Genomic DNA, 22470 nt, shown 5'->3' with positions numbered 1-22470 from the left:
CCAGGCGGAGGCGGGATCGCAGGCGGACGGCGTCCCGGGGCATTCTTCCCGATGCGACGTATGACGGTGCGTCATATTCATGCCCGACAGGCATACCCGTGCCAGGCATCGTCGTTACCCGGCGGGGTCGCCCCGGCCGGCTGCGCGGCGTCGGCCGGCGGAGCGGCGTCGGCCGGCGGAGCGGCGTCGGCCGGCGGAGCGGCGTCGGCCGGCGGAGCGGCGTCGGCGGTGGCCCGCCCGTCGGCCGGCGCGGCGCACGCCACACCCGGGTCAGGCCGAGGCCCGGTGGTCCGCCAGGAACGCCATCGTGGTCTGGTTGGCGGCCCAACCGTCGGGGAACTTCACCGGCACGTCCAGGTGCACCGACTCCGTCGACGGGTGGGCGTCCAGCAGCTCCCCGATGCCGGCCCGGGCCACCACGACGCAGGCGTGCCGGTGCCGGGAGGTCAGCACGCACAGCCGCCCCGACTCCAGGTGGAAGTTCGTCGCGTCCCGCCGACCGGAGAGCGGGTGCAGCACGATCGTCACGTCGTACTCACGGCCCTGGAGCCGGTTGGCGGTGTCCACCGTGATGCCCGCCCCCGCCGGGCCGAGGTGGGCGCGGATCGCGGCGACCTGGTCGCGGTGCGCCGCGCCGACGGCGATCCGGTCGGCGGTCACCGGGGTGCCGGCCGGCGCGTGCTCGGAGACCGCGACCGCGCCCCGGGCCAGCACCCGCAGGGCGAGCGCGGCGCACGCCGCGGCGGCCTCCGCGTCGGTACGCAGGGTGTGCCGGGCCGGCAGCTCGTGCAACGCCCAGCCGGTGCCGACCGCCAGCTCCACCGCCGCGTCCAGCGCGTCGCCCGGCCCCGGCCGGGTCAGCGTCAACGCCCGGTCGGCCGGACCGGTGCCGGCCCGGAACCCGGTGAACGGGTAGAACGCCGCCGCGACCACCGGGGCCGCCGACGCCGGCAGCCGCCAGGACACCGGCAGCCGGTGCACCGGCAACTCCGGGTTGTGCCGCAGCAGCACCGCCACCGCCGCCTGCATCGGATCCCAGCTCAGGCCCGTCCAGCGCAGCGTCTCGACGGTGGAGAACGGGTCGAGCTGCCCGGGATCCCCCACGAACAGCGCCCGCGCGAACCTCCCGGCCACCCGCAGCAGGGCGTCCGAGCGCATCTGGTACGCCTCGTCGACGATCGCCCACGGCCAGGAGCCCTCGGTGACCGTGGCCCACTTGGCCGCCGTACCGATGGTGACGGCCGGATCGCCCAGATCGGCGACCTTCGACGCGACCCGGACCGTGTCGTGGCCCCGGACCCGCTCCGACGGCCGGTAGTCGGTCGCCGACAGCCGGCCGATGCGCAGCTCGGGGGCCTTGGTGGCGAGCCGGTCGATCAGGTCGTCGACCTGCTCGTTGGTCTGCGCCACGATCATCAGCGGCTCGCCGGCGGCGGCCAGCTCGACGGCGGCCCGCACCACCAGGGTCGACTTGCCGGCCCCGGGCGGGGAGTCGACCACCACGCCCCGGTGGTCCCCGGCGCGCAGGTCGGCCAGCACGGCCGCGACGACCCGTTCCGCCCCGACGGCGGGCGGCACCTCCAGCCCGAGCATCGACCTCACCTCCCCAGTGCTCCCGGCACCCTACCGGCCCGCCCCGCCGGGACGTCGTCGTCACACCTTCCTGGTACGACAGCGCTACCAGGAAGGGGCGTACCCATGATCGTCTGGAGCCACGGTGACCTGCTCACCGCCGACGCCGAAGCACTCGTCAACGCCGTCAACACCGTGGGGGTGATGGGCAAGGGGATCGCCCTCCAGTTCAAGCACGCCCACCCCGTCAACTACGCCGCCTACCGGGCCGCCTGCGCGGCGGGCGACGTGCGGCTGGGCCGGATGTTCGTGGTCGACTCCGGCCGGCCCGGTCGCCACCGCTACGTCGTCAACTTCCCCACCAAGGGGCACTGGCGGGCCGGCGCGAAGCTGCCCGACATCCGATCGGGGCTGTCCGACCTCGCCCGGGTCGTCCGGGAGCGGCAGATCCGGTCGGTGGCGGTGCCCGCCCTCGGCTGCGGCGCCGGTGGCCTCGACTGGGCCGTGGTCGAGCCGATGATCGTGGAGGCGTTCGCCGAGTTGCCCGACGTACGGGTGCTGGTCTTCCCCCCGGACGGGGTGCCGCCCTCCTACCGGCACCTGCTGCCGGTGGCGGAGAGGGCGGTGGCGCAGGCCGCCGAGCTGATGCGGCACCGCGCCCCCGGTGCCCTCACCGCCAAGGGCGAGCGCGACTTCGCGTCGCAGCTCGACTACGAGATCGAGCGGGAGGTACACGCCTTCCTCCGGGACGCCACGCCCGAGATCGGCTTCCTCGGCGAGGAGGACGGGGTCCAGGGCACCGGTGACATGCAGTGGGTGCTCGATCCGATCGACGGGACGGCGAACTTCGTCCGTGGCCTCCCGCTGTGCGCGGTGTCGCTGGGGCTGTTGCACGCCGACGAGGCCGTCCTGGGCGTCATCGAGGCACCCTTCCTGGGCAACCGGTACGCCGCCGCCCGGGGCAACGGCGCGACGGTCGACGGAAAACCCATCCGGGCCAGCGGCACCACCCGGCTGAGCGACGCGATCGTGGCGATCGGCGACTACGCCGTCGGGGCGGACGCCGCCGCCAGGAACCAGCCCCGGCTCGCCCTGACCGCACGGCTGGCCGAGACGGTGCAGCGGGTCCGCATGGTCGGCTCGGCCGCGCTGGACCTGGCCTGGCTGGCCGAGGGCCGGATCGACGCGACGCTCACCCTGTGCAACTATCCGTGGGACATGACGGGCGGCACGGCCATCGCGCGGGAGGCGGGCGCCGTCGTCGTCGACCACGACGGCAGCACCCACCACCCCGGCTCGTCGGTCACCTTCGGCATCGCCCCCGGCCTCACCAAGCAGGTGCTGGCCCTGGCCGGCGAGGCCCTGCGCGAAGGCTGACGGCACCCCGGCAGGGATCAGCCGTGCTGCGCCCGCTGGAAGAGCGGACGGGTGATCGCCGTGCTGAACTGCGGCCCCACCAGGTAACGCTTCCCCGGGATGTAGCCGTGGGAGTTGTCGCCGACCACGGTGCCGAGCCCGGTGTGCCGGTCGAAGTGCGCGAACCGCGGCCCGCCGCTGGAGCCGCCGCCCATCACACACGCGGTGCCCCACTGGCCGGGCGGCTCCGGCCACTCCTCGGTCGGCTGCTGCTCCACCGCCGGGCCGGTGCAGTAGGCGAGACGCTCACCGGTGTACTCCGGCAGGCCCTCGCGGGCCTCGTCCGAGCTGGCCCGGGGGTAGCCGAACTGGTGCACTACTCGTGCGCCGGGCACGTCGTAGCCGATCCGCTGGGCGGCGCGGACGGCGTCCTGCACCCGACGTCCGTCGTCGTTCGGGTGGAGCACCACGAACGCCTGGTCGTACGAGTCGTACAGGCTCTCGATCTGGTCGTTGAGCAGCCACGTCGACGGGGCCACCGACAACCGCGCGACGAACCTGCCGTACGGCGCCCGGCCGTCCCGGTAGCCGGGGACGAACAGCACGTTGCGCGTCCACTGGTTGTCCTCACCGAGGAGGTCGGTGTTGTTCACGCAGTGCGCGGCGGTCACCACGGTGCTGCGGTTGGCGCTGTCCAGCACGGTCGCCGTACAGCTGGCGTCCTCCCCGTGGTCGGTGAAGAAGAGCCTGCCGACGGTACGCGACACGGCGTCCGCCCGGGTCCACGGTGCGCCGTCGGGCTTGGCCACCGGCGGCACCTGCGCCGAGGGGGTCTTGAGCGCCGCGATCCGCTGCGGCGTCCAGTACGCCAGCACCGCCTGCCGCTCGGCGGCGGTGACGGCCACGGCGTGGGTGGCGACCGGGCCGGGCGTGGCGGTGGCGGGCTGCTGGGCGAGCCCGGTCAGAGTCGTCGTCACGAGCGCGGTGACCGCTCCCGCAACGCCGACGCGACGACGCAGACCGGGGGTTGGCTTCGATGTCATGACGAGGAAGGTACGGCCGGATTGTCAGGAAATCGTTGGTGCGCCTTCCTCGGATCGGTCTCGACTAAGCGTGCTCCGGTGCGAGGGGGGCCGGCTCTCAGGCCGCATCGGTGTTCGGTGTGAACCTGACATCGAGCCGCATATCGAGGGCGCCGGCCAGCCGCTCCAGGACAGGCAGGGTGGGTATCGTCCCGCCAGCCTCGAGCCGCGCCACGGCGGACTGGGTCATCCCGGCAGCTCGCGCCAACTGACTCTGGCTCCAGCCACTTCGCTCACGCAGGTGCCGAACCTCCTGGCCCAGCTCGTAGGCGATTCGGGTCGCCTCGTACGCCTCGGCTGCTCCAGGTTCGGCCAGCCGGCGGTCACGCAGGTCGTTCCAGTCGACGCGATCACTCATCGTTCTGCCCCCTCGTTCACGGTGTGCCGCTCCGCCATGCACCGCTCAAGCGCCCGGCGAGCCCGCTGGATCTCCCGGTCCTCCCGCATCCGCGTCTTGCGGAACACCGTCAACAGGATGATCCTCCGCTCGGAAGCTATCCAGTACGTCACGCGTACCGCGCTGTGCTCAAGGTAGAAGCGCAGTTCTCTGAGTTTGCCGTCCAGTTGCCTGGTGTGAGGTTCGCCGAGAAGAACGCCTCGACTGGCAAGAAGGTCGATATAGAACGCCGCTCGCGCAAAATCGGTGCTCGGCAATTCCTCCAACCAGTCGCGGACTTCTGGTTCCAGCTCCACGCTACCCCAGGCCATAGCGTAGATGCTATAGCTTGAGGCAGTCACTCACCGTTAGTGCCACTCAAGTGTCGGGTTACCCATCAAGCTCAGGACACGAGCGGAGAGCGGTATCAGTCGGCAGCGACCGTTCAGGACGGGTGCTCCTCGACCGTCCGATGGCCCTCGATGCCCAACTCCTCGATGAGCTGCCACAGCGGTGCCAGCGCCGCCTCCGGATCCCGACTGAACACGCTGCCCCGGATCCGGACGAACACGCAGTTGCCGACCCGTTCCAGCACCGCCTGCCGGCGCATGTCACTCTCCCACTGCTCCGGCCCGTGGTAGGCGTCCCCGTCGCACTCGATCGCCAGCCGCCGCCCGTCCGGCGCGGGCAGCACGAAGTCGATCCGGTACGAGCCGATCCGGAACTGCGGCAACGGCCGCAGCCCCCGGCGCAGCATCCGCCGCAGCACCTCGCGTTCGAAGTCGCTGTCGCAGCGCTTCTCCAGGTCGTCGTACGCCTCCTCGGCGGTGTTGACGTTCTGGCAGTAGCGCAGCAGCAGCCCCCGGGCGTCGTCGGGGCGCAGGTCGTCGGGTTGCACCGAGTGGAACACCCAGAGCTGGTCGCGGGCCCGGGAGGCGGCGACGTTGACCCGGCGGTGGTGGTCGCGCTTGGTGAAGGCGGCGACCGGGCCGTTGAGCGGGGAGACGACCGTGGACACCAGCACCACGTCGCGTTCGTCACCCTGGAAGGTGTAGGAGTCGCCGACGCGCAGCCGGCGGCGTTCCATCTCCTCCGCGCCGATCTCCTCGCGCAGCCGGGACAGCAGATAGATTGCCTGCCCGCTGGTGCTGAGCAGGCTGACCACGCCGACGCTGCGGCCCGCGTACGCCGGATCGGCGACGATCGCGGCGACCCGGGCGACCAGCGCCTCGGCCTCGGCGACGTTGACGTTGCCGTACGTGGGCAGATCCTGACGGATGCCCTCGGGCACGTGCACGGCGACCACCGGGTCGCCGATGCCGGCGGGCCGGTCGGTGCGCAGCGGTTCGATCTCGCCGCCGTAGTAGGTGTCGCTGGAGAACCCGATGATCGCCGGTACGGACCGGAAGTGCTCGGTCAGCAGGATCCGCTCGGGTGAGCGGCGGACCGCGTGGTCGTAGAGGCTGCTCTCCGGGTCGAAGTGCTCGGCCGACGGCACGTCGACCAGGTGTGCGTTGATCAGGCCGGTGACGCTGCCGACGAAGGAGAGCTGCGGCCCGATCTGCTGGTCGTCGCCGACCACGACGGCCCGTTCGGCGAGGCTGAGCACGGGCAGCGCGAACAGGTCGGCCTGGGACGCCTCGTCCACGATGACCACGTCGAACCGTGCCCCGCCGGCGAACTGCTCGATGGCCCGGTCGACGGACATCACCCAGACCGGCACCGCGTCCACGGCGGCGGTCATCGCCTTCTGGGCGTGGGCCTGCCACTGGGCGGCGTTCCGCCCGGTCCCCTTGCCGATCTTGCGGAGCGCGGTGGTCCAGTCGGCGAGGGCGGCCCGCCGTCGGTCGTCCAGCGCCAGCGACACCTCCAACCAGGCCGACGCGACCACCAGTTCCCGGGTGAGCTGCCGGATCCGTTCCCGGGTGCGGTCGACGCGCCGGCCCAGGGCGACCGGGTCGACACTGCCGACCACCTGGTCGAACCAGGTCTGCGCACGCCGCCACCGCCACCGGTCGAGGCAGTCCGCGCCGGTGCCGTGCAGGGCGGCGGCGGTGCCGGCCTCGAGCTGAGCGGTCCAGTCCGCGGCGACGGGGCGCAGCCGGTCGGTGAGCTGGCCGAAGCGTTGCGCCTCGGGGCGCAGCGCGGCGAGCCTGCGCACCTCGTCGAGGAGGGCGTCCCAGCCGTCGAGGTCCCCCTGGAACGCCTGGTCGAGCAGCCGCCACAGGTCGCTGGCGTCCCCGCCGGACATGCCGCGCTGGAGCAGCGCGTCGAGCCGGTGCTCCTCGGCGACCAGCTCGTCGTGGGCGAACACCGCCGTACCCCGGCCGAGCAGGGCGATCAGCGCGGTCAGCCGGCGTACGTCGGTGGTGTGCTCGGCGCGCGGCAGCATCCGGCGGACGGTGTGCAGCAGCGCCGGCCAGCGCCGCCGGTCCCAGTCCAGCGCGGTGGCGGCGGCGGTGAGCAGCTGGCCGGTCCAGTACTCCGGCTCGTCGCCGACCTCGGCGGGCAGGCCGAGCGGCGCCCGCCACTCCGCCCACCGGGTGGCCAACGCCTGCCGCAGCCGACGCCGGGTGACGTACGCGACGACGATGTCGACGTCGGCGGCGCTGCGCAGCATCTCGCCGTCGATCCGGCAGTCGGCGGCGATCCGGGCCAGGGTGCCCTGGAAGAGCTTGTGGACGCCCTTGCCGGCGGTGAACCGTTGCCGCAGCTCGTCGAGGAGGGCCAGCAGCCGGCGCGGCTCGGTCAGGTGGGCCTCGACGACGGCGACCTCGTGCCCGGCGATGACCCGGGCGGCGGCGGCCAGGTCGGCGAGCGCCTGCTCGCTGGCGGCGACGTGGTCCTCCCACCGGATCCGCCAGTTCGCGTCGGCCTGCACCAGGGTGCCGAGCCGGTCGGTCCACGCCCCCTCCCGCCCGGTGAGCTGGGTGAGCGCCTCCCGTAGCTGCCCGCCGAGCTCCTCCAGGGCGGGCCGCCCGACGGCGCGGACCTCGGCGACCAGCATCCCGGCGTCGGCCAGCCGGTCCAGCTCACGCCGGGTGTCGGCCAGCTCACGCCGGTCGGCCCGGACCGCCTCGGCGGTGGGCAGCTCGGCCACCGTCGGCAGGTGCCGCAGCGCCTGGGCACGGTCCTGTCGCCGGGTACGCCGGGCGATGTCGAGCAGTTCGCTGAACTCCTCGCCGGTCAGCGGGGCGTCGAGGTCGGGGGCGAGCGGGTCGGGGATGTCGCCGTACCGGTCGGCCCGTTCGCGCAGCCAGGCCCCGACGTCGCCGGGGGACAGCCGGATGCCGTCGATCTCGTACCGGGCGGACTCGTGTTCGGCCAACGCCCGCAGCCCGGCCAGGGCGAGCCCCAGGTCCCGCTCAGTCTCCTCCAGTTGCCGGCGCAGCCGGTCGACCTTCTGCTGCTCGACGCGGCGGTCCAGGGTGGCGCCCCGGTCGGAGAGTTCCCGCGCGGCGAGCTGGAGCTGCACGAGCTGGTCGGCGGAGCGGCCGAGCACCGCCAGGCAGAGCGGCTGGATCTCGGCGGGCAGGCCGTCGCGCAGCACCCGCAGCGGGTCCTCCTTCTGCGCCACGACCAGCACCCGCTTGCCGTGCGCCATCAGGTGGCAGATGAGGTTGCGGATGGTGTGCGTCTTGCCGGTGCCGGGCGGCCCCTGCACGGCGACGTTGCGGTGCTGGGCCAACCGGCGGGCGATGGACTCCTGCGCCTCGTTGGTGGGCAGCGGCATGAGCAGCCGCTCACCCAGCGGCTGCCACCGCTGCGGCTCGTCCTGCGGCATCTCCAGCCGGCTCGGCTCGTGGGCGAGGATCGCGGCGAGCGCGCCGATGCCGGTGGTGTCGCCGGCCAGCAGCCGGGACCGCAGCTCCTCCAGGAAACGACGCAGCATCCGCTGCCGGGGTCGGACGAACAGCACCCCGGTGTCGTGCACGTACGCCCCGGTGGGGGCGGGGGCGTCGGCGTCGCGCAGCACCGGGTCGTGGCCGAGGCGGCGCAGCGCCCGCGCGAGGAAGTCCCGCCGGTCCTCCGCCGCCCAGACGTCCAGGTCGAGCTGCCCGCCCGCCCCGGCCAGGTCGAGCAGTTGCCGCAGGTAACGCTCGTCGAGGCCGGTCAACGGATCGGTCTGCAACCGGGCCGGCCCCTGCGGCACGACCCGGACGACCGACCGGTCGGGGTCGAACTCGACGGCGACCGGGGTCACCACCAACGGGTACCGCACCCGGTGCCCGTCGACCTCGGTGGTGACGACGCCGTGGCCCCAGACGAGTTCGTGGCTGGCGGCGGTCATGTCGATCCGGTGCATGAGGTCGAACAGGGCGCGGTGCAGCTGGCGTACCCGGTCGGTGGCCGCGGCCTGCTCGGCCCAGGGCCGCCAGTCCTGCTCCCGCCACCGGTCGAAGCGGGGTCGCAGCCGGGCGACCGTCTCGTCGTCACCGGTCAGTTCCGGCTCGGCCGGATAGGGCGGGGCGTCGGCCAGGTGCGGGACGAACTCGACAGGGGTCTTGAGCCGCCGGGGGGCCGCCGGGAAGCCGACCCGCAGCCAGCTGACCCCGTCGGCCGAGACGCCCATCTGGCAGTCGGGGTGTTCGGGCAGGTCGTGCTGCCAGAACGCGTCCGTGGTGGGCACCGTCCGGGCCGGCTTCTCCAGCTGGGCGCGGACCGCCATCAGGTAGTCGACCAGCGCGGTGGTGCGCGCCAGGATCAGCGCGGGCGTTTCAGTGTCGGACGTGGCGCGGGAGAGCATGCGGCACCTTTGCTGGCTGTGGCGGTCCCCGGCACCCTACCGGCGAATTCCTCCCGGACGGGACCTCCGGTCGGCATTCTTCACCCCGGCTCGGCCGCCGCCCGCGCCAGGTTGGCCGGCACATCCTTGGCGTGGTAGATCCGTTCGCTCGGTTCGATCCCGGCGAGGAACATCGCGTACACGGCCGCCATCCGCAGCCAGGCCACCGGCCGCAGCAGCGCCACCGCCCGCTCCGGTCGGCAGCCGGGCACGTCGGAGCGCCAGCGGGCGCACCAGTCGGCGAGCACGGCGGCGGCCGGCCCGGCGGGCAGCTGCTCGGTCAGCCGGAGGACGTCGAAGGCCGGGTGCCCGACGAACGAGTCACCCCAGTCGATGACGGTCCGCCGCCGCCCGTCGGCGCGGACGTTGCCGGGGTGCAGGTCGCCGTGCACGAGGGTGTCCGGCAGCCCGCACCGGGCCACCTCGGCGAGCCGCGTCTCGACGTCGGCGAGGTGCCGGTCGGCGGCGGGGTGCGGGGCGAGCATGGTACGGAGCCACCGGGCCAGGGCGGCACCGCGCAGGTCCGGCACCCCGGCGGCGGCCAGCCGGTCGACAGTGGGCACGGCGCGTAGCTGGAGGGCATGGTGGACGGCGGTGATCGCGGTGCGTTCGGCGGCGTCGGCGCCGTAGCGGTCCTCCCCCGGCACGTGGTCGAGCAGCATCCGGCCCTCGTCGTCGGCGGCGAGCAGCGTCGGCGTGTCCGGGTCGTCGGCCAGCAGCCGCAGCACCGCCGCCTCGTGCCGGAAGAAGGACGGCACCTGCTTGAGCCAGGTGGTGCCGTGCGGCCCGTCGAGCCGCCAGATCGCCGACAGGTTCCAGGTGCGCTGCTGGGCCGCCCCGGTCGCCGGCCGACCCAGCCGGTCGAGCTGCCCGGCGGCCCAGGCCAGGCTCGCCGCCGGCCCGCCCGGCTGCGCGTAGGGCGCCCGCAACGGATGCGCCGCCGGCTCCACCGCCTCCGCCGGCAGCAGCGGTACGCCCACCGGCCCGACGGCCTCCGCCAGGTAGCCGACGTGACCCCCGGGCGGTTCGCCCCGCTGCCCGGCGAGCAGCCGCAACACGGCCACCTCGGTGCCGTAGGCCGCGCGGGCGCCGGCGACGACCTCGACCGTGTCCTGCCACCAGGGCACCGGCACGGTGAAGTCGGGCAGCGCGCCCAGCGTCCGGCCGGTGGCGTCGACCAGGACGAGGCGCACGGTGCGGGACATGCCCGGACGGTAACCACCGCCCGGCCCGTCGGGCGAGCCGATTACCACGGCGGCAGGCGACGTACTAGCGCACCGGAGCGAGCCAGCCGCACCCACCGCCACGACAACCGTCGACATCGACATCGAGCCGCGAGTTGTGTGGAGAGTTGTTGTCGTCCTGGCGACAACAACTCTCCACACAACGAGGCACTGACCACCGGGACGGCGGGAGCAGCCAGCGCGCCCGGGGCGGGAGCGGCCAGCGCGCCCGGGACGGGAGCGGCCAGCGCGCCCGGGACGGGAGCGGCCAGCGCGCCCGGGACGGCGGCGGTCAGCGGACCGGGGCGGTGATGGGCAGCGCGCCCGGGTGGGTGGCGGTCAGCGGACCGGGGCGGTGATGGGCAGCGCGCCCGGGTGGGTGGCGGTCAACGCGCCCGGGTGGGTGGCGAGGATGGCGTCGAGGCCCCGGAGGAAGAGGTCGTCGTCGCTCCACTGTGCGTCGTCGAGGTGGCCGGAGGCGGTGAGGGTGGGATAGGCGGCGGCGTTCGCCTCCAGGTGTCGGCGGGCCTCGGCACGTACCCGGGGGTCGTTCGTCTGGCGCCAGGTGGCTTCGGTGAGCGCCGCGCCGATCACGTAGTTGGCCACCAGCCGGGTCATCACGGCCAGGTGGACGCCGGTGAACCCGGCGCGGACCAGCGCCGACTGGAGGAACTCCGTACGGGCGAGGACGTGCGGGCCGAGCATGGGTCGGCCGATCAGGCTTGGCGCCCAGGGGTGGCGGAGCATGGCCGCCCGCCAGCCGGCGGTCAGCGTGCGGACGTCGTCGCGCCAGTCGGCGCCGACGGCGACCGACGGCTCCCCGGTCGGGCCGTCGGTGACCACCGCGTTCTCGACCGAGTTATCGGTGACCACCGCGCTCTCGGTCGGGTTATCGGTGACCATCGCGTTCTCGGTCGGCAGCGGCACCTCGCCGAAGATCTGGTCGACGGCCAGGTCGAGGACGTCCTCCTTCGTGGTCACGTGCCAGTAGAGGGCCGTCGGGGTGACCCCGAGACGCTCCGCCAGCCGGCGCATGGTCAGCCCGTCGACACCGTGCCGGTCGAGCAGGGCCACGGCCTCCGCCACGATCCGCTCCCGGGTCAGCGGGGTGGCCCGACGGTTGCGGGCCGGCTCGTCGCGCAGCCACACCGTGCCGGCCCTGCCGTCGGAGCGGCCGCCCGGCCGCTCGGCGGGTGCCCCGGTCAATCCACTCGCGTCCACCCGCGCCAGCCTAGTACCGTGTCGGTTAACTTAACGTTGTTAGATTAGATGTTCACCGTCCGGGCGGCCGCGCGCGAAGGTCACCGGCCGCCCCGGTGAGCAACGGCGATCCCCCGGAAGGACGGTGGCGACCCGTGCCGCTGATGCGGATCCAGCTGGACAGCGACCGGTACACCGCGCGTCGGGTGGTGGAGTTGCACCGGGCCGGCAAGGTCCACCGCGAGTCCCGGGACGCCGCCCGCGCCGAGGTGTGGCGACGCGGGCGGACCCCCGCCGCCGAACCCGTCTTCGTCGGCACCACGAACGGCGAGCCGGTCCGGCTCATCTACGACGTCGAGGTCTACCGGGACGTGACATCGTAGCCCTGCAGGCCAGGTGTGCCCCCGGCCGCGCCGGCACCGCCCGATCGGGCACCCCCGCCGGCCGGGCCGGAGGCGGATGGGTCAGCGGACCGGGTCGTGGGTGCCGTGCGGGACGCCCGGCTTGCAGCGGCGCAGCCGGTCCGCCGCCATCCGGCCGCCGACCGCCAGCCCGTACCGCTCGACGGCGGTCAGGCCGTAGGCGCTGCACGTCGGGGTGTAGCGGCACCGGCCCGGCCAGCGGTGCGACAACCACCGCCGGTAACCGAGGATCGCCGCCCGGCCGGCCCGGTCCACCACCGGCGCGTGGCTGACCTGGGCGGTGGTCGCACCGAGGGTGAGCAGGAACGAGAACAGGCCGAAGTCGCAGCAGGGCAGACCGTCGCAGTCGCAGACGTCGCAGTCGGCGTCGCACCAGTCACGCTTCTTCCTGCGCTGCTTACGCTTGAAATGGATCACGCCGTACATGATGCGACGGCCGCGCCACCACCACGCAAGGCGTACGCGGGTAGGGTCCGGGGATGGACCAGCGGGTCAGTCTGATCACGCTCGGGGTCGCCGACCTGCCCCGGGCCCGCGCCTTCTACGAACGCCTCGGCTGGCGTGGCCAGGAGGTGCAGGAGACCGTCTTCTTCCAGGCCGGCGGGCTGGCCGTGGTGCTCTGGGGCCGGGCCGCGCTGGCCGCCGACGGCGGGGTGCCCGACACCGGCCCGGGGGCGGTGTCACTGGCGCACAACGTCCACTCCCGCGCCGAGGTGGACGACATCCTGGCCGCCGCCGACCGGGCCGGGGCGCGCATCACCCGACCGGCGGCGGAGACCTTCTACGGCGGATACGCCGGCTGCTTCACCGACCCGGACGGCCACCTCTGGGAGATCGCCTGGAACCCGGGCTTCCCCCTCGCCGAGGACGGCAGCCTCACCGTGCCCGACCTGACGTCCTGACCGTCCCCGGGGGGGCCGGAACCGGCGACCCGGCCCCGATCGGGACCGGGACCGGCGGGACGGGAGGGCCGGCCCCGACCGGACGGGCGGGGCGGCCGGCACCGGACCCGGAGCGGACGAGGCGGTCAGCGGTCGACGGTGCGGCGTACCCCGTCGTGCCCGGCGCAGGGCTTCGGCCGGCCGCCGGTCAGGCTGACCGCGCCGTCCCGGCAGAGCACCAGGTAGCCGCGTCCGGCCCAGAACTCGGGCGCGCAGTCGAACCAGTCGCAGACCCGGTGGTCGGGCCGGCGGATTCGTGCCCCGCCGCAGTAGTCGTACCCCATCGGGTTGGCCGGCGCCCCGCAGCGCCGCTCCCGCACCACGGACGGCGACGGGGCGGGCGACGGGGGCCGGGTGCGGGACGGGACAGGTGCGGCGGTGGCCGCCGCCGCCACCTCCGGGGTGACCGGCGGATCCGACTCGGCCAGTACCGCCGGCACCACCAGGGTCAGCGCGGCGGCCACCGCGACGGTACGTCGACCGCCGGGGATCCGGGCGCTGATCCGGGCCTGCGCGGGGGTGGCGATCGCCGGCCGGAACGGCGTGCTCTCGGCGTGCACCGCGATCAGCTCGTCGAGCTGGGCGAGGACGGCGGCCCGCTGCTCGATGGCGTCGGCGAAGGCCAGGGTGAGCACGAACCGGAACTCGGCCGCCCGGCCCGGCGGCAGCAGCACGCCGGAGGTCTGCCGCCGGTCCAGGACCTGCACCAGGGTGACCGGCGCCGCCGGGTCGTGCAGCAGCCCGGTCATCTTCCCGTACGCCCAGTCGCGCCGACCCCGCCCGCCGACCAGGACCAGCCGGCGGTTGGTGACCACCGCGATGCCGGCGTCGGTGGCCCGGACCCCGTCGGGCAGCCGGTGCCGCAGCCGCCCGCAGTCCGGCTCGACGACCAGCTCGGGGGCGGGTAGCACGCCGGTGTGCCGGACCTCGACCAGCTGCGCGCCGGGCATCGTCCACAGGACGGCCTCGCCGGGGCCCAGCGCCAGCGGCAGGCCGACCCCGGAGGCCGCCGTGCCCCGCAGGCCGACGGCGAGGGCTCGCAGCCGGCGCAGCTCGTCGTCGCGGCGTCGCCAGGCCCGCTCGTCGGTGCGGAAGGCCCGCCGTCGCCGTTCGTTCTGCCGGCGTGCCCAGGTGTAACGCCAGGTCGAACCCGTCGAATCAGTCATCGCCACGCCGACTCCTCCGCCGCGCGAGCCACCAACCGGGGTGTTCACCGGGTTCAACGGCGGCCACCGGCCCGATGGCCCGGAATTCCGGATTTACCACCCGATCGAGGGATGGATCCGACCGTCGGCGGCACCTACCGCACGGGTCCACCGTCGCTCCGACGCCGTGCGGGGTGGTGCGTCCATGGGTAACGTCAGCCGCAGCCGGGTCCGCAGCGCAGCGCCCGCACCACCGACGCCAAGGGGGTACCCCGTGACCGGCCCGGACCAGCGCCACCTGGTGCTCGGCGTCGACATCGGCACCACCAGCACCAAGACCGTGGCGTACGACACCGACGGTCACCAGATCGCCAGCCACTCCGTCGGCTACCCCCTCGACGAGCCGCACCCCGGCTACGCCGAACAGGACCCGCAGCTCATCTTCGACGCGGTGGTGGAGACCATCCGCACCGTCGTCACCGAGCTGGGCGACGGGATCGCCGGCCTGTCGTTCAGCACCGCGATGCACAGCCTGATCGGCCTCGACCCGGAGGGCGCACCGCTCACCCCGTCGGTGACCTGGGCCGACTCCCGGGCCAGCGGCAAGGCCGAACGGCTGCGCGCCGCGCCCTGGGGGCTGGACCTGCACCGGCGCACCGGCACCCCCGTGCACCCGATGGCCCCACTGCCGAAGATCCTCTGGTACGCCGAGCAGGAGCCGACGCTGCACGGTCGGGTCGCCCACTGGGTCGGCATCAAGGACTACGTGCTGCTGCGGCTGACCGACACCCTGGTCACCGACCACTCGGTCGCCTCGGCCACCGGCCTGCTGGACATCCACCGACTCGGCTGGGACGCCCAGGCGCTGCGGATCGCCCAGATCACCGAGGAACAGCTCCCCCGACTCGTCCCCACCACCACCGTGCTGCCGGGGCTGACCGCCCGCGCCGCCATCGCCACCGGTCTGCCCGCCGACACCCCGGTCGTGGTCGGCGCGGGCGACGGCCCGCTGGCCAACCTCGGCCTCGGCGCGGTACGTCCCGGCGTCGTCGCCTGCTCCATCGGCACCTCCGGGGCGATGCGGGTGGCCGTCGAACGCCCCGCCGTCGACCCGCTCGGCGGGGTGTTCTGCTATGCGCTCACCGAGGACCGCTGGGTGGTCGGCGGCGCGATCAACAACGGCGGGATCGTGCTCCAGTGGGCCGGTGACGCGCTCGCCCCCGAGTTCGGCGAGCACGGCGAGGAGGAGCTGCTGGCGCTGGCCGCCACCGCACCGGTCGGCTCCGGCGGGCTGATCATGCTGCCGTACCTGCTCAGCGAGCGGGCCCCGCACTGGAGCGCGCTGCCGCGCGGGGCGTACGTCGGGCTGACCCACGGGCACCGCCGCGAGCATCTCGTCCGGGCCGCGCTGGAGGGGGTCTGCCAGCAGCTCGCCCTCGTCCTGGCGTCGGTCCGGGCGGCCGGCAACGAGGTCCGCGAGGTGCGCGCCAGCGGCGGCTTCGCCCGCAGCCCACTGTGGCGGCAGATGCTCGCCGACGCGCTCGGCATGCCGGTGCGGTTCCCCGCCGGCCACGAGGGCTCCAGCTTCGGCGCAGCGCTGCTCGGGATGCAGGCGCTCGGCCTGATCGACTCCGTCGACGTCGCCGCCGACCTGGTGCGGATCGACGAGACGGTACGCCCCGAGCCGGCCTCCGCCGCCACCTACGCCGCCCTGCTCCCCCTGCACGCCGAGCTGTACGACGCGCTGGTGCCCACCTTCGCGTCGCTACGCCGAATGGCCCCCAGCCTGCCGGCGGAGCCGCCACCCACACCCGCACCCATGTGATCGCCCGCCCCGCCCCGGGTCGGACCCTGTCCGAAGGTCGTGATTGCCGTGCCCGTCCTCCTCGCCGCACCGGCCGAACCGGTCACCAACGCCGGTGACGCCCAGCTCGTCGTGGCCGCTCTGCTGGGCATCGCCGCGGTGGTGCTGCTCATCGCCTGGGGCAAGGTGCACCCCTTCCTGTCGCTGATCCTCGGTGCGGCGGTGCTCGGGGTGGTCGCCGCCATGGCCCCCGACGCGATGATCGAGTCGTTCAGCGCCGGGGTCGGCTCGACCGTCGGCGGGGTGGGTCTGCTGATCGCCCTCGGCGCGATGATCGGCGGTCTGCTCGCCGAGTCCGGCGGGGCGGACGGCATCGTCAACCGGGTCGTCGGGCGGGTCTCCGGCTCCGCCCTGCCCTGGGCGATGGCCGGGGTCGCCGCGCTGATCGGTCTGCCGCTCTTCTTCGAGGTCGGTGTGGTGCTGCTGGTGCCGATCGTGCTGCTGGTCTCCCTGCGTACCGACGTGCCCCTGATGAAGATCGGCATTCCGGCGCTGGCCGGCCTGTCGGTGCTGCACGGCCTCGTGCCGCCGCATCCCGGTCCGCTGGTGGCGATCTCCTCGCTCGACGCCGACCTGGGGCTCACCCTCGGGCTGGGTCTGATCATCGCGATCCCCACCGTGATCATCGCCGGTCCGGTGTTCGGCAACTTCATCGCCCGGTACGTCCCGGCCACCGCCCCGGCCGCGCTGCTGCCCACCCGGCAGCCGGCCACCGGGGGCGGCGGTCGACGCGGACCCGGCAGCCCGGCCGCCCCCACTGCCGGGCGCGGCCGGGGCACCGACGGCCCGGACACCGGCCGTGGCCCCGACGGCCCCACCGGACGAAGCACCGACGGCCCGGACACCGGGCGGGGACGGGCCGGTGACGACGTCGACGGTGACCTGCTCACCGACGACGACCTGGTCAACCCGGGCACCGGTCGGCCGGGCGCCCCGGTCGACGACAGCGGCACCGAGACCGCCCGGCGTACCCCCGGGTTCTGGCCGGCGGTGCTCACCGTGCTGCTCCCGGTGGTGCTGATGCTGCTGCGCGCGGTCGGCGAGCTGACCATGGCCGAGGGGACCTTCGCCCGGCAGGCCCTGGACATCGCCGGCGCACCGATCGTGGCGCTGCTGGCCGGCGTGCTCGTCGCCATGTTCACCCTCGGCTACCAGGCCGGATTCAGCCGCGGCCAGGTCTCCTCGGTGCTCGGCGGCTCGCTGCCGCCGATCGCCGGCATCCTGCTGATCGTCGCCGCCGGTGGCGGCTTCAAGCAGGTGCTGGTGGACGCCGGGGTGGGCGACCTGGTCGCCGACGCGGCCAAGGACGCCAACCTCTCCCCGCTGCTGCTGGGCTGGCTGGTGGCCGTCGGCATCCGGGTCGCCACCGGCTCCGCGACGGTCGCCACGATCACCGCCGCCGGTATCGTCGCGCCGCTGGCGGCCACCCTGGACCGGCCGGAGGTGGCGCTGCTGGCGCTGGCCGTCGGCTGCGGCTCGCTCTTCTTCTCGCACGTCAACGACGCCGGCTTCTGGCTGGTCAAGGAGTACTTCGGGTTGACCGTGGGGCAGACCATCAAGAGCTGGTCGGTGCTGGAGACGATCATCTCGGTGGTCGGTTTCGCCGGTGTGCTCCTGCTCGACCTGCTCCTGTGAGATCCCCCGCGCCCGCGCCCGCCGGTCAGATCGGGTCGGCACAGGTCGGTCGGATCGGCGCAGGTCGGTCGGGCCGGCACAGGCCGGTCGGGCCGGCACAGGCCGGTCGGGCCGGCACAGGCCGGTCGGATCGGCGTTGATCAACTCAATGTCGCCGCGATAGCGGTGTCGGAGCGCGCGGACACCGCAGTGGTGGCGATGTTGCCGAGCAAGCCAGCCCCGCCGGGCGGGGCGGCCGGACGGCGGGGCTCAGGCGCCGGGGATGTTGGCCGGCGGGTCCTCGCCGATCAGGCCGACCGCCGGCTTCTCCGCCGACACGGGCAGGCCGAAGTCGGCGTACGTCAGGTCGAGCGCCGAGGCCCTGCCCGGTTCGCCGGACAGCTCGATCCGGTAGCGGACCAGCCGGCCCTGCGCGTCCACCGTCGCGGTGAACGGCACCGCCGCGGCCCGCTCGCCGAGCACCCCGCTCATCCCGCTGCCGAGCACCTCGGTGCTCCGACGCAGGTCCAGGGTGCCGGCGTAAGCGCGTTCACCGGTGGCGCGCACCCCGGTGGCCGTGCCGAGCGTGCTGGCCAGCCGGGTGTTGTCCACGCCGGTCCGCTTCCCGGCGGCGGCCTCGGCGGTGCCCAGGTGCCACCAGGTGCGCCCGTCCCACACCGGCACCCTCCGATCCGGGGCGGTCACCTTGACGTAGACGTCGGTGCCGGTGGCGAGCCGCTCGACGACCACCTTGCCGTTCGCCACGACCAGCGTCGTCGTCTCCAGGCCGCGCCGGCCCTTCGGATCCCAGAGCAGCACGGTGCCGTCCCCGCCCGCACCGGCACCGAGGGTCAACCGGTAGGACTCCTGGTCGACCCGCTGCGCGGCGGTGGCCAGCACGGCGGCCGGCTCGGTCGGGGCCGGTCCGGTCGTGGACGACCCGGTGGTCGGGGCCGGTCCCGCACCGCCGCCGTCCGAGGTGCAGCCGGCCGCCGTCACCAGCGCGACGAGGGCCGCCGTGGCGACGGCCAGCTTCGGGTGCTTCACGGCGGTCTCCCCGGGTGGCGCGCCCGCCGGCCGAGCCGATCGACGCTGGTGACAGAGCGGTCGCGCCAGCCTAGCCCGGCACCCGGCCGCCGACCGGCCACCCCCGACCGCACCCACCCGGCCCGGGCGACGGCAGGCCCGACCCGCGTCCACCCGGACACCCCGACCGGTCCGGCGACGGCCGGACACCGGGGCAAGGCCGGACACCGGGGCAAGGCCGGACACCGGGGCAAGGCCGGACACCGGGGCAAGGCCGGACACCGGCATGCCCCGGCAGAAACCCGGGGAGCCGGGGAAGGCGTCCGGTCTGTCCTCGGCCGACAGGCCGGGGCCGGTCAGGGGGCCTCCACGGCGGAGATGCGGTAGCGGTGCACCTCCGCGCCACGGATCGCCGCGACCTGCTCCTGTTCCGGGCCGGACCCCCGGAACGCCAGCAGCTCGTCGTCGGACTCCCAGCGTTCGTAGACGTTGATCCGGCCCGGCTCGACCAGGTCGGCGCCGATGGCGAAGTCGACACAGCCGGGCGCCGAGCGGGCCTGCCGGACCACCTCCACGCAGGAGGCCAGGTAGGTGTCCCGCTCGGCGGGGTCGACGTAGAGACTTCCGGCCACGATGAACACAGACGACCTCCGGTGGGTGAGCGGGACGAACCCCCATCCTCACCCACCGTGGGCACCGTTCAGGCCCGGCTGATCGCGTTGGCGTGGATCGCCTCCGCCAGGTACTCCGCCAGCCCCGGCGCGATCGTCTCGTAGAAGGCGGTGAACCGGGGGTCGGCCAGGTACATGTCGGCCAGCCCGGTGTGCACCTCGTACGAGCAGTCGTAGAACCAGCGGACGATGAGCTGCCGGTGCTCCTCGGCCAGCGCCATCGCCTCCGCCGAGTCGGCGGGCGTCCCGGCGGTCAGCGCCGCCACGATCCGCCGTCCCCAGTCCTCCTGCTCTGCCTTGATGCGCAGCCAGTCCTCCTTCGAGTAGTTCGCCGCCCGCTGGGTCGACACCCGGTACGCCTCGGTGTCGCCCCAGCGCTGCCGCGCCTCCTCGGCGTGCTCCTCCGGATCGACGTCACCGAAGACCTCGAACCGTTCCTCCGGAGTCAGGTTGATCTCCATCCGTCTCGCCTCCATCGCGATCTCGATCGCGGCGACCATCTCCTGGAGCTTCCCGATCCGCCCGGTCAGCACGTCGTGCTGCCGGCGCAGGTGCGCCGCCGGGTCGGCATCCGGGTCGTCGAGGATCACCGCGATCTCCTCCAGCGGAAACCCCAGCTCCCGGTAGAAGCGGATGTGCTGCAACCGCTCCAGGTCCGCGTCGTCGTAGCGGCGGTAGCCGGCCGGCGTCCGGCCGCTCGGCGAGAGCAGCCCGATATCGTGGTAGTGGTGCAGCGTCCGGACCGTCACCCGGGCCGCCTTCGCCACCTGACCCACCGTGTACGCCATGGTCTCCTCCCTCCGGCACCCAGGTTGCGGCCTGCCGTGACGTGAGGGTCAAGCCGGTTCCCCCGTCGGGGGGGAGGGGTCAGCGGGGGGCCTGCAGGGCGGCCAGGCCACCGGGACGGCCGTACCGGTAACCCTGGCCGTGCAGGCAGCCGATCGCGGTGACCGCCTCGTGCTGCCCCTCGGTCTCCACCCCCTCGGCCACCACCGCCAGGTCGAACGCCCCGGCCAACCGGGTGACCATCTCGACCGTGGCGTACGCCCGCTCGTCGGTGTCGAGCCGGGCCACGAACGACCGGTCGATCTTGAGATCGGTGGCCGGGATGCGGTGCAGATAGCTCAACGACGAGTAGCCGGTGCCGAAATCGTCGATGGCGATCCGGATGCCCAGCCCACGGAGCTGGGCGAGCCGTTCCAGCACCGCCTCGCTGCTGTCGATCAGCGCCGACTCGGTCAGTTCCAGGGTGAGCGCGCGGGGGGCGAGGCCGGCGGTGGCGGTGGCCGCCGTGACGGTGGCGATCAGGTCGGGACGGCGCAGGTGCGCGGCGGCGATGTTGACCGCCACGGTCGCCTCGGGCACCCGGACCCGCCAGGTCGCCGCCGCCCGGCACGCCTCGTGGATCACCCACCGGTCGATCGGCACGATCAGCCCGGTCTCCTCGGCCAACGGCAGGAACGCCGCCGGGGCGAGCAGGCCGAGTCGGGGATGCCGCCAGCGGACCAGGGCCTCCGCGCTGCGGACCGCGCCGGTGGCCAGGTCGACGATCGGCTGGTACTCCAGGTGGAGCTGCCGCTCGTCGACGGCCCGACGCAGGTCGGCGATCAGCTCGGCCCGGGTCACCGCCGACTCCCGCAGCCCCGGCGTGCAGGTGCGGTACGCGGACTTCCCGGCGGCCTTCGCCGCGTACATCGCGATGTCGGCGTCGCGCAGCAGGTCGGTGTGGCTGGCGTGCTGGGGGCCGAACTCGGCGATGCCGATGCTCGCCGACGGGTGGACCCCGACGTCCTCCTCCCCCGGGGACGGTTCCAGGGCGGCCAGCAGCCGGGCGGCGAGCCGTTCCGGGGCGACCGGGCGGTCACCGTCGACCAGCACGGCGAACTCGTCGCCGCCGAGCCGGGCGATCGTGCCGTCGTCACCGACGGCCGTCCGCATCCGGACCGCGATGCTGGTCAGCAGGGTGTCGCCGGTGGCGTGCCCGAACCGGTCGTTGACCTGTTTGAAGCCGTCCAGGTCGAGCAGCAGGACGGCGACCGGCGGCCCCTCGCGCAGCGCCCGGCGCAGCCGCCGGTTGAACATCAGCCGGTTCGGCAGGCCGGTGAGCTGGTCGGCGTAGGCGAGCCGACGCAGCCGGGCCACCAGCCGCAGGTTCTCGTTGGCGGCCAGCCCCTGCCGTAGGGCGAGCACCCCGAGCAGCGCCATCATGCCGACGAAGACCAGCGGCGGGGTCTGCCCGGTGGGTCGGCGGGCCAGCACCACCGCGATGATCGCCCCGCCCACCGGCAGGTACGGCAGCGCCACCCGCCACCAGGACGGGAGCGGGGACTCGCCGATCTCCTCGGCACCGTCGCAGGTCGGTGGCGGCGGCCGGGTGGTGGCGATGCCGATCAGCAGGTAGCTCAGCGGCCAGCAGACGTCGACCGGGTGGCCCGGGGCGTAGCCGCCGTGCGCGACCAGCGAGACGTAGACCGCGTCGGCGCCGGCCCGGGTGGCCAGGCTGGCCCCGAGCAGGGTCAACGGCGGCCACACCGGCCGGGCCGGACCGGCCACCGCCACCAGGATGGTCAGCTGCATCAGGTCGATCATCGGGTAGAGCAGGCCCAGGGTGCGCAACGGATCGTCGAGGTCGGCGGCGGCGATGTCGCGGAACACCACCACCCAGCCGATCGGGATCAGGGCGAGCCCGACGATCACCCCGTCCAGCACGGTGCGGGCCCGGCCGACCATGCTGCGCGGCGCGGTCAGCGCGGCCAGCAGGGCGGCCGTGCCGGTGACGATGCCGGCGGTGAAGACCGCCCAGATCAGCGGGGTGTGCGGCAGCTCGTCGGCGCGCAGCCGGTCCACCGTCCAGAGCAGCCGGCCACCGGCGGCGAGCCCCATGGTGAGCGCGAGCAGCGCCCAGAACCGGCGCAGCGGGGCGGGGTGCCGACGCATCGTCCGGGCGCAGGCGTAGCTGGCCCAGCCCGCCACGGCGGTGGCGGTGACGTCGCTGACCAGGGCCGCCTCGGGCAACGCGGCGAGCAGCCAGACCAACTCCAGGACGACGGCCACCGCGGCGACCACCGCACCCACCCGGGGGAGGGTCAGTGGTCGGATCGGCACGCCGGAGACGGCGTCCTGGGGCAGCACGGTGATCGCTCCGGCTCTCTCTCCAACGCGCACCTCGACCGTGCGGACGGCCCACGGACG

18 protein-coding genes are annotated in these 22470 nt (G+C 74.2%); 5 read left to right on the top strand and 13 right to left on the bottom strand.

Translation table 11 applies throughout. The features are described from left to right. Window positions 1-270: 270 nt before the first annotated feature. Window positions 271-1593 (bottom strand): AAA family ATPase, encoded by a 1323-nt coding sequence (locus O7625_RS13255; RefSeq protein WP_282346188.1) that lies wholly within the window; start codon window positions 1591-1593, stop codon window positions 271-273. Between the two features lie 105 nt (window positions 1594-1698). On the opposite strand from O7625_RS13255, the gene O7625_RS13250 reads away from it, so the two are divergent. Next, window positions 1699-2949 (top strand): inositol monophosphatase family protein, encoded by a 1251-nt coding sequence (locus O7625_RS13250; protein WP_282346186.1) that lies wholly within the window; start codon window positions 1699-1701, stop codon window positions 2947-2949. A gap of 17 nt (window positions 2950-2966) precedes the next feature. On the opposite strand, the gene O7625_RS13245 is transcribed toward O7625_RS13250, so the two are convergent. The 6 genes from O7625_RS13245 to O7625_RS13220 form a co-directional block, all read right to left on the bottom strand. Next, entirely contained in the window at window positions 2967-3971 is a 1005-nt protein-coding gene (locus O7625_RS13245) for a hypothetical protein (RefSeq protein WP_282346184.1), read from the bottom strand. 97 nt (window positions 3972-4068) lie between these two features. Beyond that, window positions 4069-4368, bottom strand: a complete 300-nt coding sequence (locus O7625_RS13240) for a helix-turn-helix transcriptional regulator (protein WP_282346182.1) — start codon at window positions 4366-4368, stop codon at window positions 4069-4071. Next, window positions 4365-4718 carry a type II toxin-antitoxin system RelE/ParE family toxin gene (locus O7625_RS13235; RefSeq protein WP_282346180.1) on the bottom strand — a complete coding sequence of 118 codons (354 nt, stop codon included), beginning with the start codon at window positions 4716-4718 and terminating at the stop codon, window positions 4365-4367. Before O7625_RS13235 ends, O7625_RS13240 begins: the two co-directional genes overlap by 4 nt. Window positions 4719-4831: 113 nt before the next feature. After that, window positions 4832-9133 carry an AAA domain-containing protein gene (locus tag O7625_RS13230; RefSeq protein ID WP_282346178.1) on the bottom strand — a complete coding sequence of 1434 codons (4302 nt, stop codon included), beginning with the start codon at window positions 9131-9133 and terminating at the stop codon, window positions 4832-4834. A gap of 80 nt (window positions 9134-9213) precedes the next feature. After that, on the bottom strand, window positions 9214-10377 hold the full coding sequence (locus O7625_RS13225; protein WP_282346176.1) for an aminoglycoside phosphotransferase family protein: 1164 nt from the start codon (window positions 10375-10377) through the stop codon (window positions 9214-9216). Between the two features lie 357 nt (window positions 10378-10734). Continuing rightward, window positions 10735-11601: a TetR/AcrR family transcriptional regulator gene (locus O7625_RS13220; RefSeq protein WP_282346931.1), complete on the bottom strand. Its 867-nt coding sequence runs from the start codon at window positions 11599-11601 to the stop codon at window positions 10735-10737. A 158-nt stretch (window positions 11602-11759) separates the two neighbouring features. Here O7625_RS13220 and O7625_RS13215 point away from each other — a divergent pair, with 158 nt between their 5' ends. Then, window positions 11760-11978: a hypothetical protein gene (locus O7625_RS13215; protein ID WP_231932830.1), complete on the top strand. Its 219-nt coding sequence runs from the start codon at window positions 11760-11762 to the stop codon at window positions 11976-11978. Window positions 11979-12059: 81 nt separating this feature from the next. Here O7625_RS13215 and yidD read toward each other — a convergent pair whose 3' ends face one another. Then, window positions 12060-12443, bottom strand: coding sequence for a membrane protein insertion efficiency factor YidD (yidD, locus tag O7625_RS13210; protein WP_282346175.1), 384 nt, complete (start codon window positions 12441-12443; stop codon window positions 12060-12062). 53 nt (window positions 12444-12496) lie between these two features. Between yidD and O7625_RS13205 the strand changes: the two genes are divergently transcribed. Further along, window positions 12497-12919: a VOC family protein gene (locus O7625_RS13205; RefSeq protein WP_282346173.1), complete on the top strand. Its 423-nt coding sequence runs from the start codon at window positions 12497-12499 to the stop codon at window positions 12917-12919. Window positions 12920-13044: 125 nt separating this feature from the next. On the opposite strand, the gene O7625_RS13200 is transcribed toward O7625_RS13205, so the two are convergent. Next, window positions 13045-14130 carry a hypothetical protein gene (locus O7625_RS13200; protein WP_282346172.1) on the bottom strand — a complete coding sequence of 362 codons (1086 nt, stop codon included), beginning with the start codon at window positions 14128-14130 and terminating at the stop codon, window positions 13045-13047. Window positions 14131-14377: 247 nt separating this feature from the next. Between O7625_RS13200 and O7625_RS13195 the strand changes: the two genes are divergently transcribed. After that, window positions 14378-15928, top strand: coding sequence for a gluconokinase (locus tag O7625_RS13195; RefSeq protein ID WP_282346171.1), 1551 nt, complete (start codon window positions 14378-14380; stop codon window positions 15926-15928). 48 nt (window positions 15929-15976) lie between these two features. Continuing rightward, window positions 15977-17602 carry an SLC13 family permease gene (locus O7625_RS13190; protein ID WP_282346170.1) on the top strand — a complete coding sequence of 542 codons (1626 nt, stop codon included), beginning with the start codon at window positions 15977-15979 and terminating at the stop codon, window positions 17600-17602. Window positions 17603-17851: 249 nt separating this feature from the next. On the opposite strand, the gene O7625_RS13185 is transcribed toward O7625_RS13190, so the two are convergent. The 4 genes from O7625_RS13185 to O7625_RS13170 all read right to left on the bottom strand — a co-directional run bounded on the left by O7625_RS13185 (window position 17852) and on the right by O7625_RS13170 (window position 22443). Further along, entirely contained in the window at window positions 17852-18628 is a 777-nt protein-coding gene (locus O7625_RS13185) for a hypothetical protein (protein ID WP_282346168.1), read from the bottom strand. Window positions 18629-18963: 335 nt separating this feature from the next. Next, window positions 18964-19248, bottom strand: coding sequence for an antibiotic biosynthesis monooxygenase family protein (locus O7625_RS13180; RefSeq protein WP_204956596.1), 285 nt, complete (start codon window positions 19246-19248; stop codon window positions 18964-18966). A 59-nt stretch (window positions 19249-19307) separates the two neighbouring features. Next, complete coding sequence (locus O7625_RS13175; RefSeq protein WP_282346166.1) at window positions 19308-20066, bottom strand: MerR family transcriptional regulator; 759 nt, start codon at window positions 20064-20066, stop codon at window positions 19308-19310. 79 nt (window positions 20067-20145) lie between these two features. Then, window positions 20146-22443, bottom strand: a complete 2298-nt coding sequence (locus O7625_RS13170; protein ID WP_282346165.1) for an EAL domain-containing protein — start codon at window positions 22441-22443, stop codon at window positions 20146-20148. Window positions 22444-22470 lie beyond the last annotated feature (27 nt).

Source organism: Micromonospora sp. WMMD714 (genome assembly GCF_029581315.1).
Classification (GTDB): domain Bacteria; phylum Actinomycetota; class Actinomycetes; order Mycobacteriales; family Micromonosporaceae; genus Micromonospora; species Micromonospora rifamycinica.
This window is presented reverse-complemented; position numbering and strand designations above follow the sequence as displayed.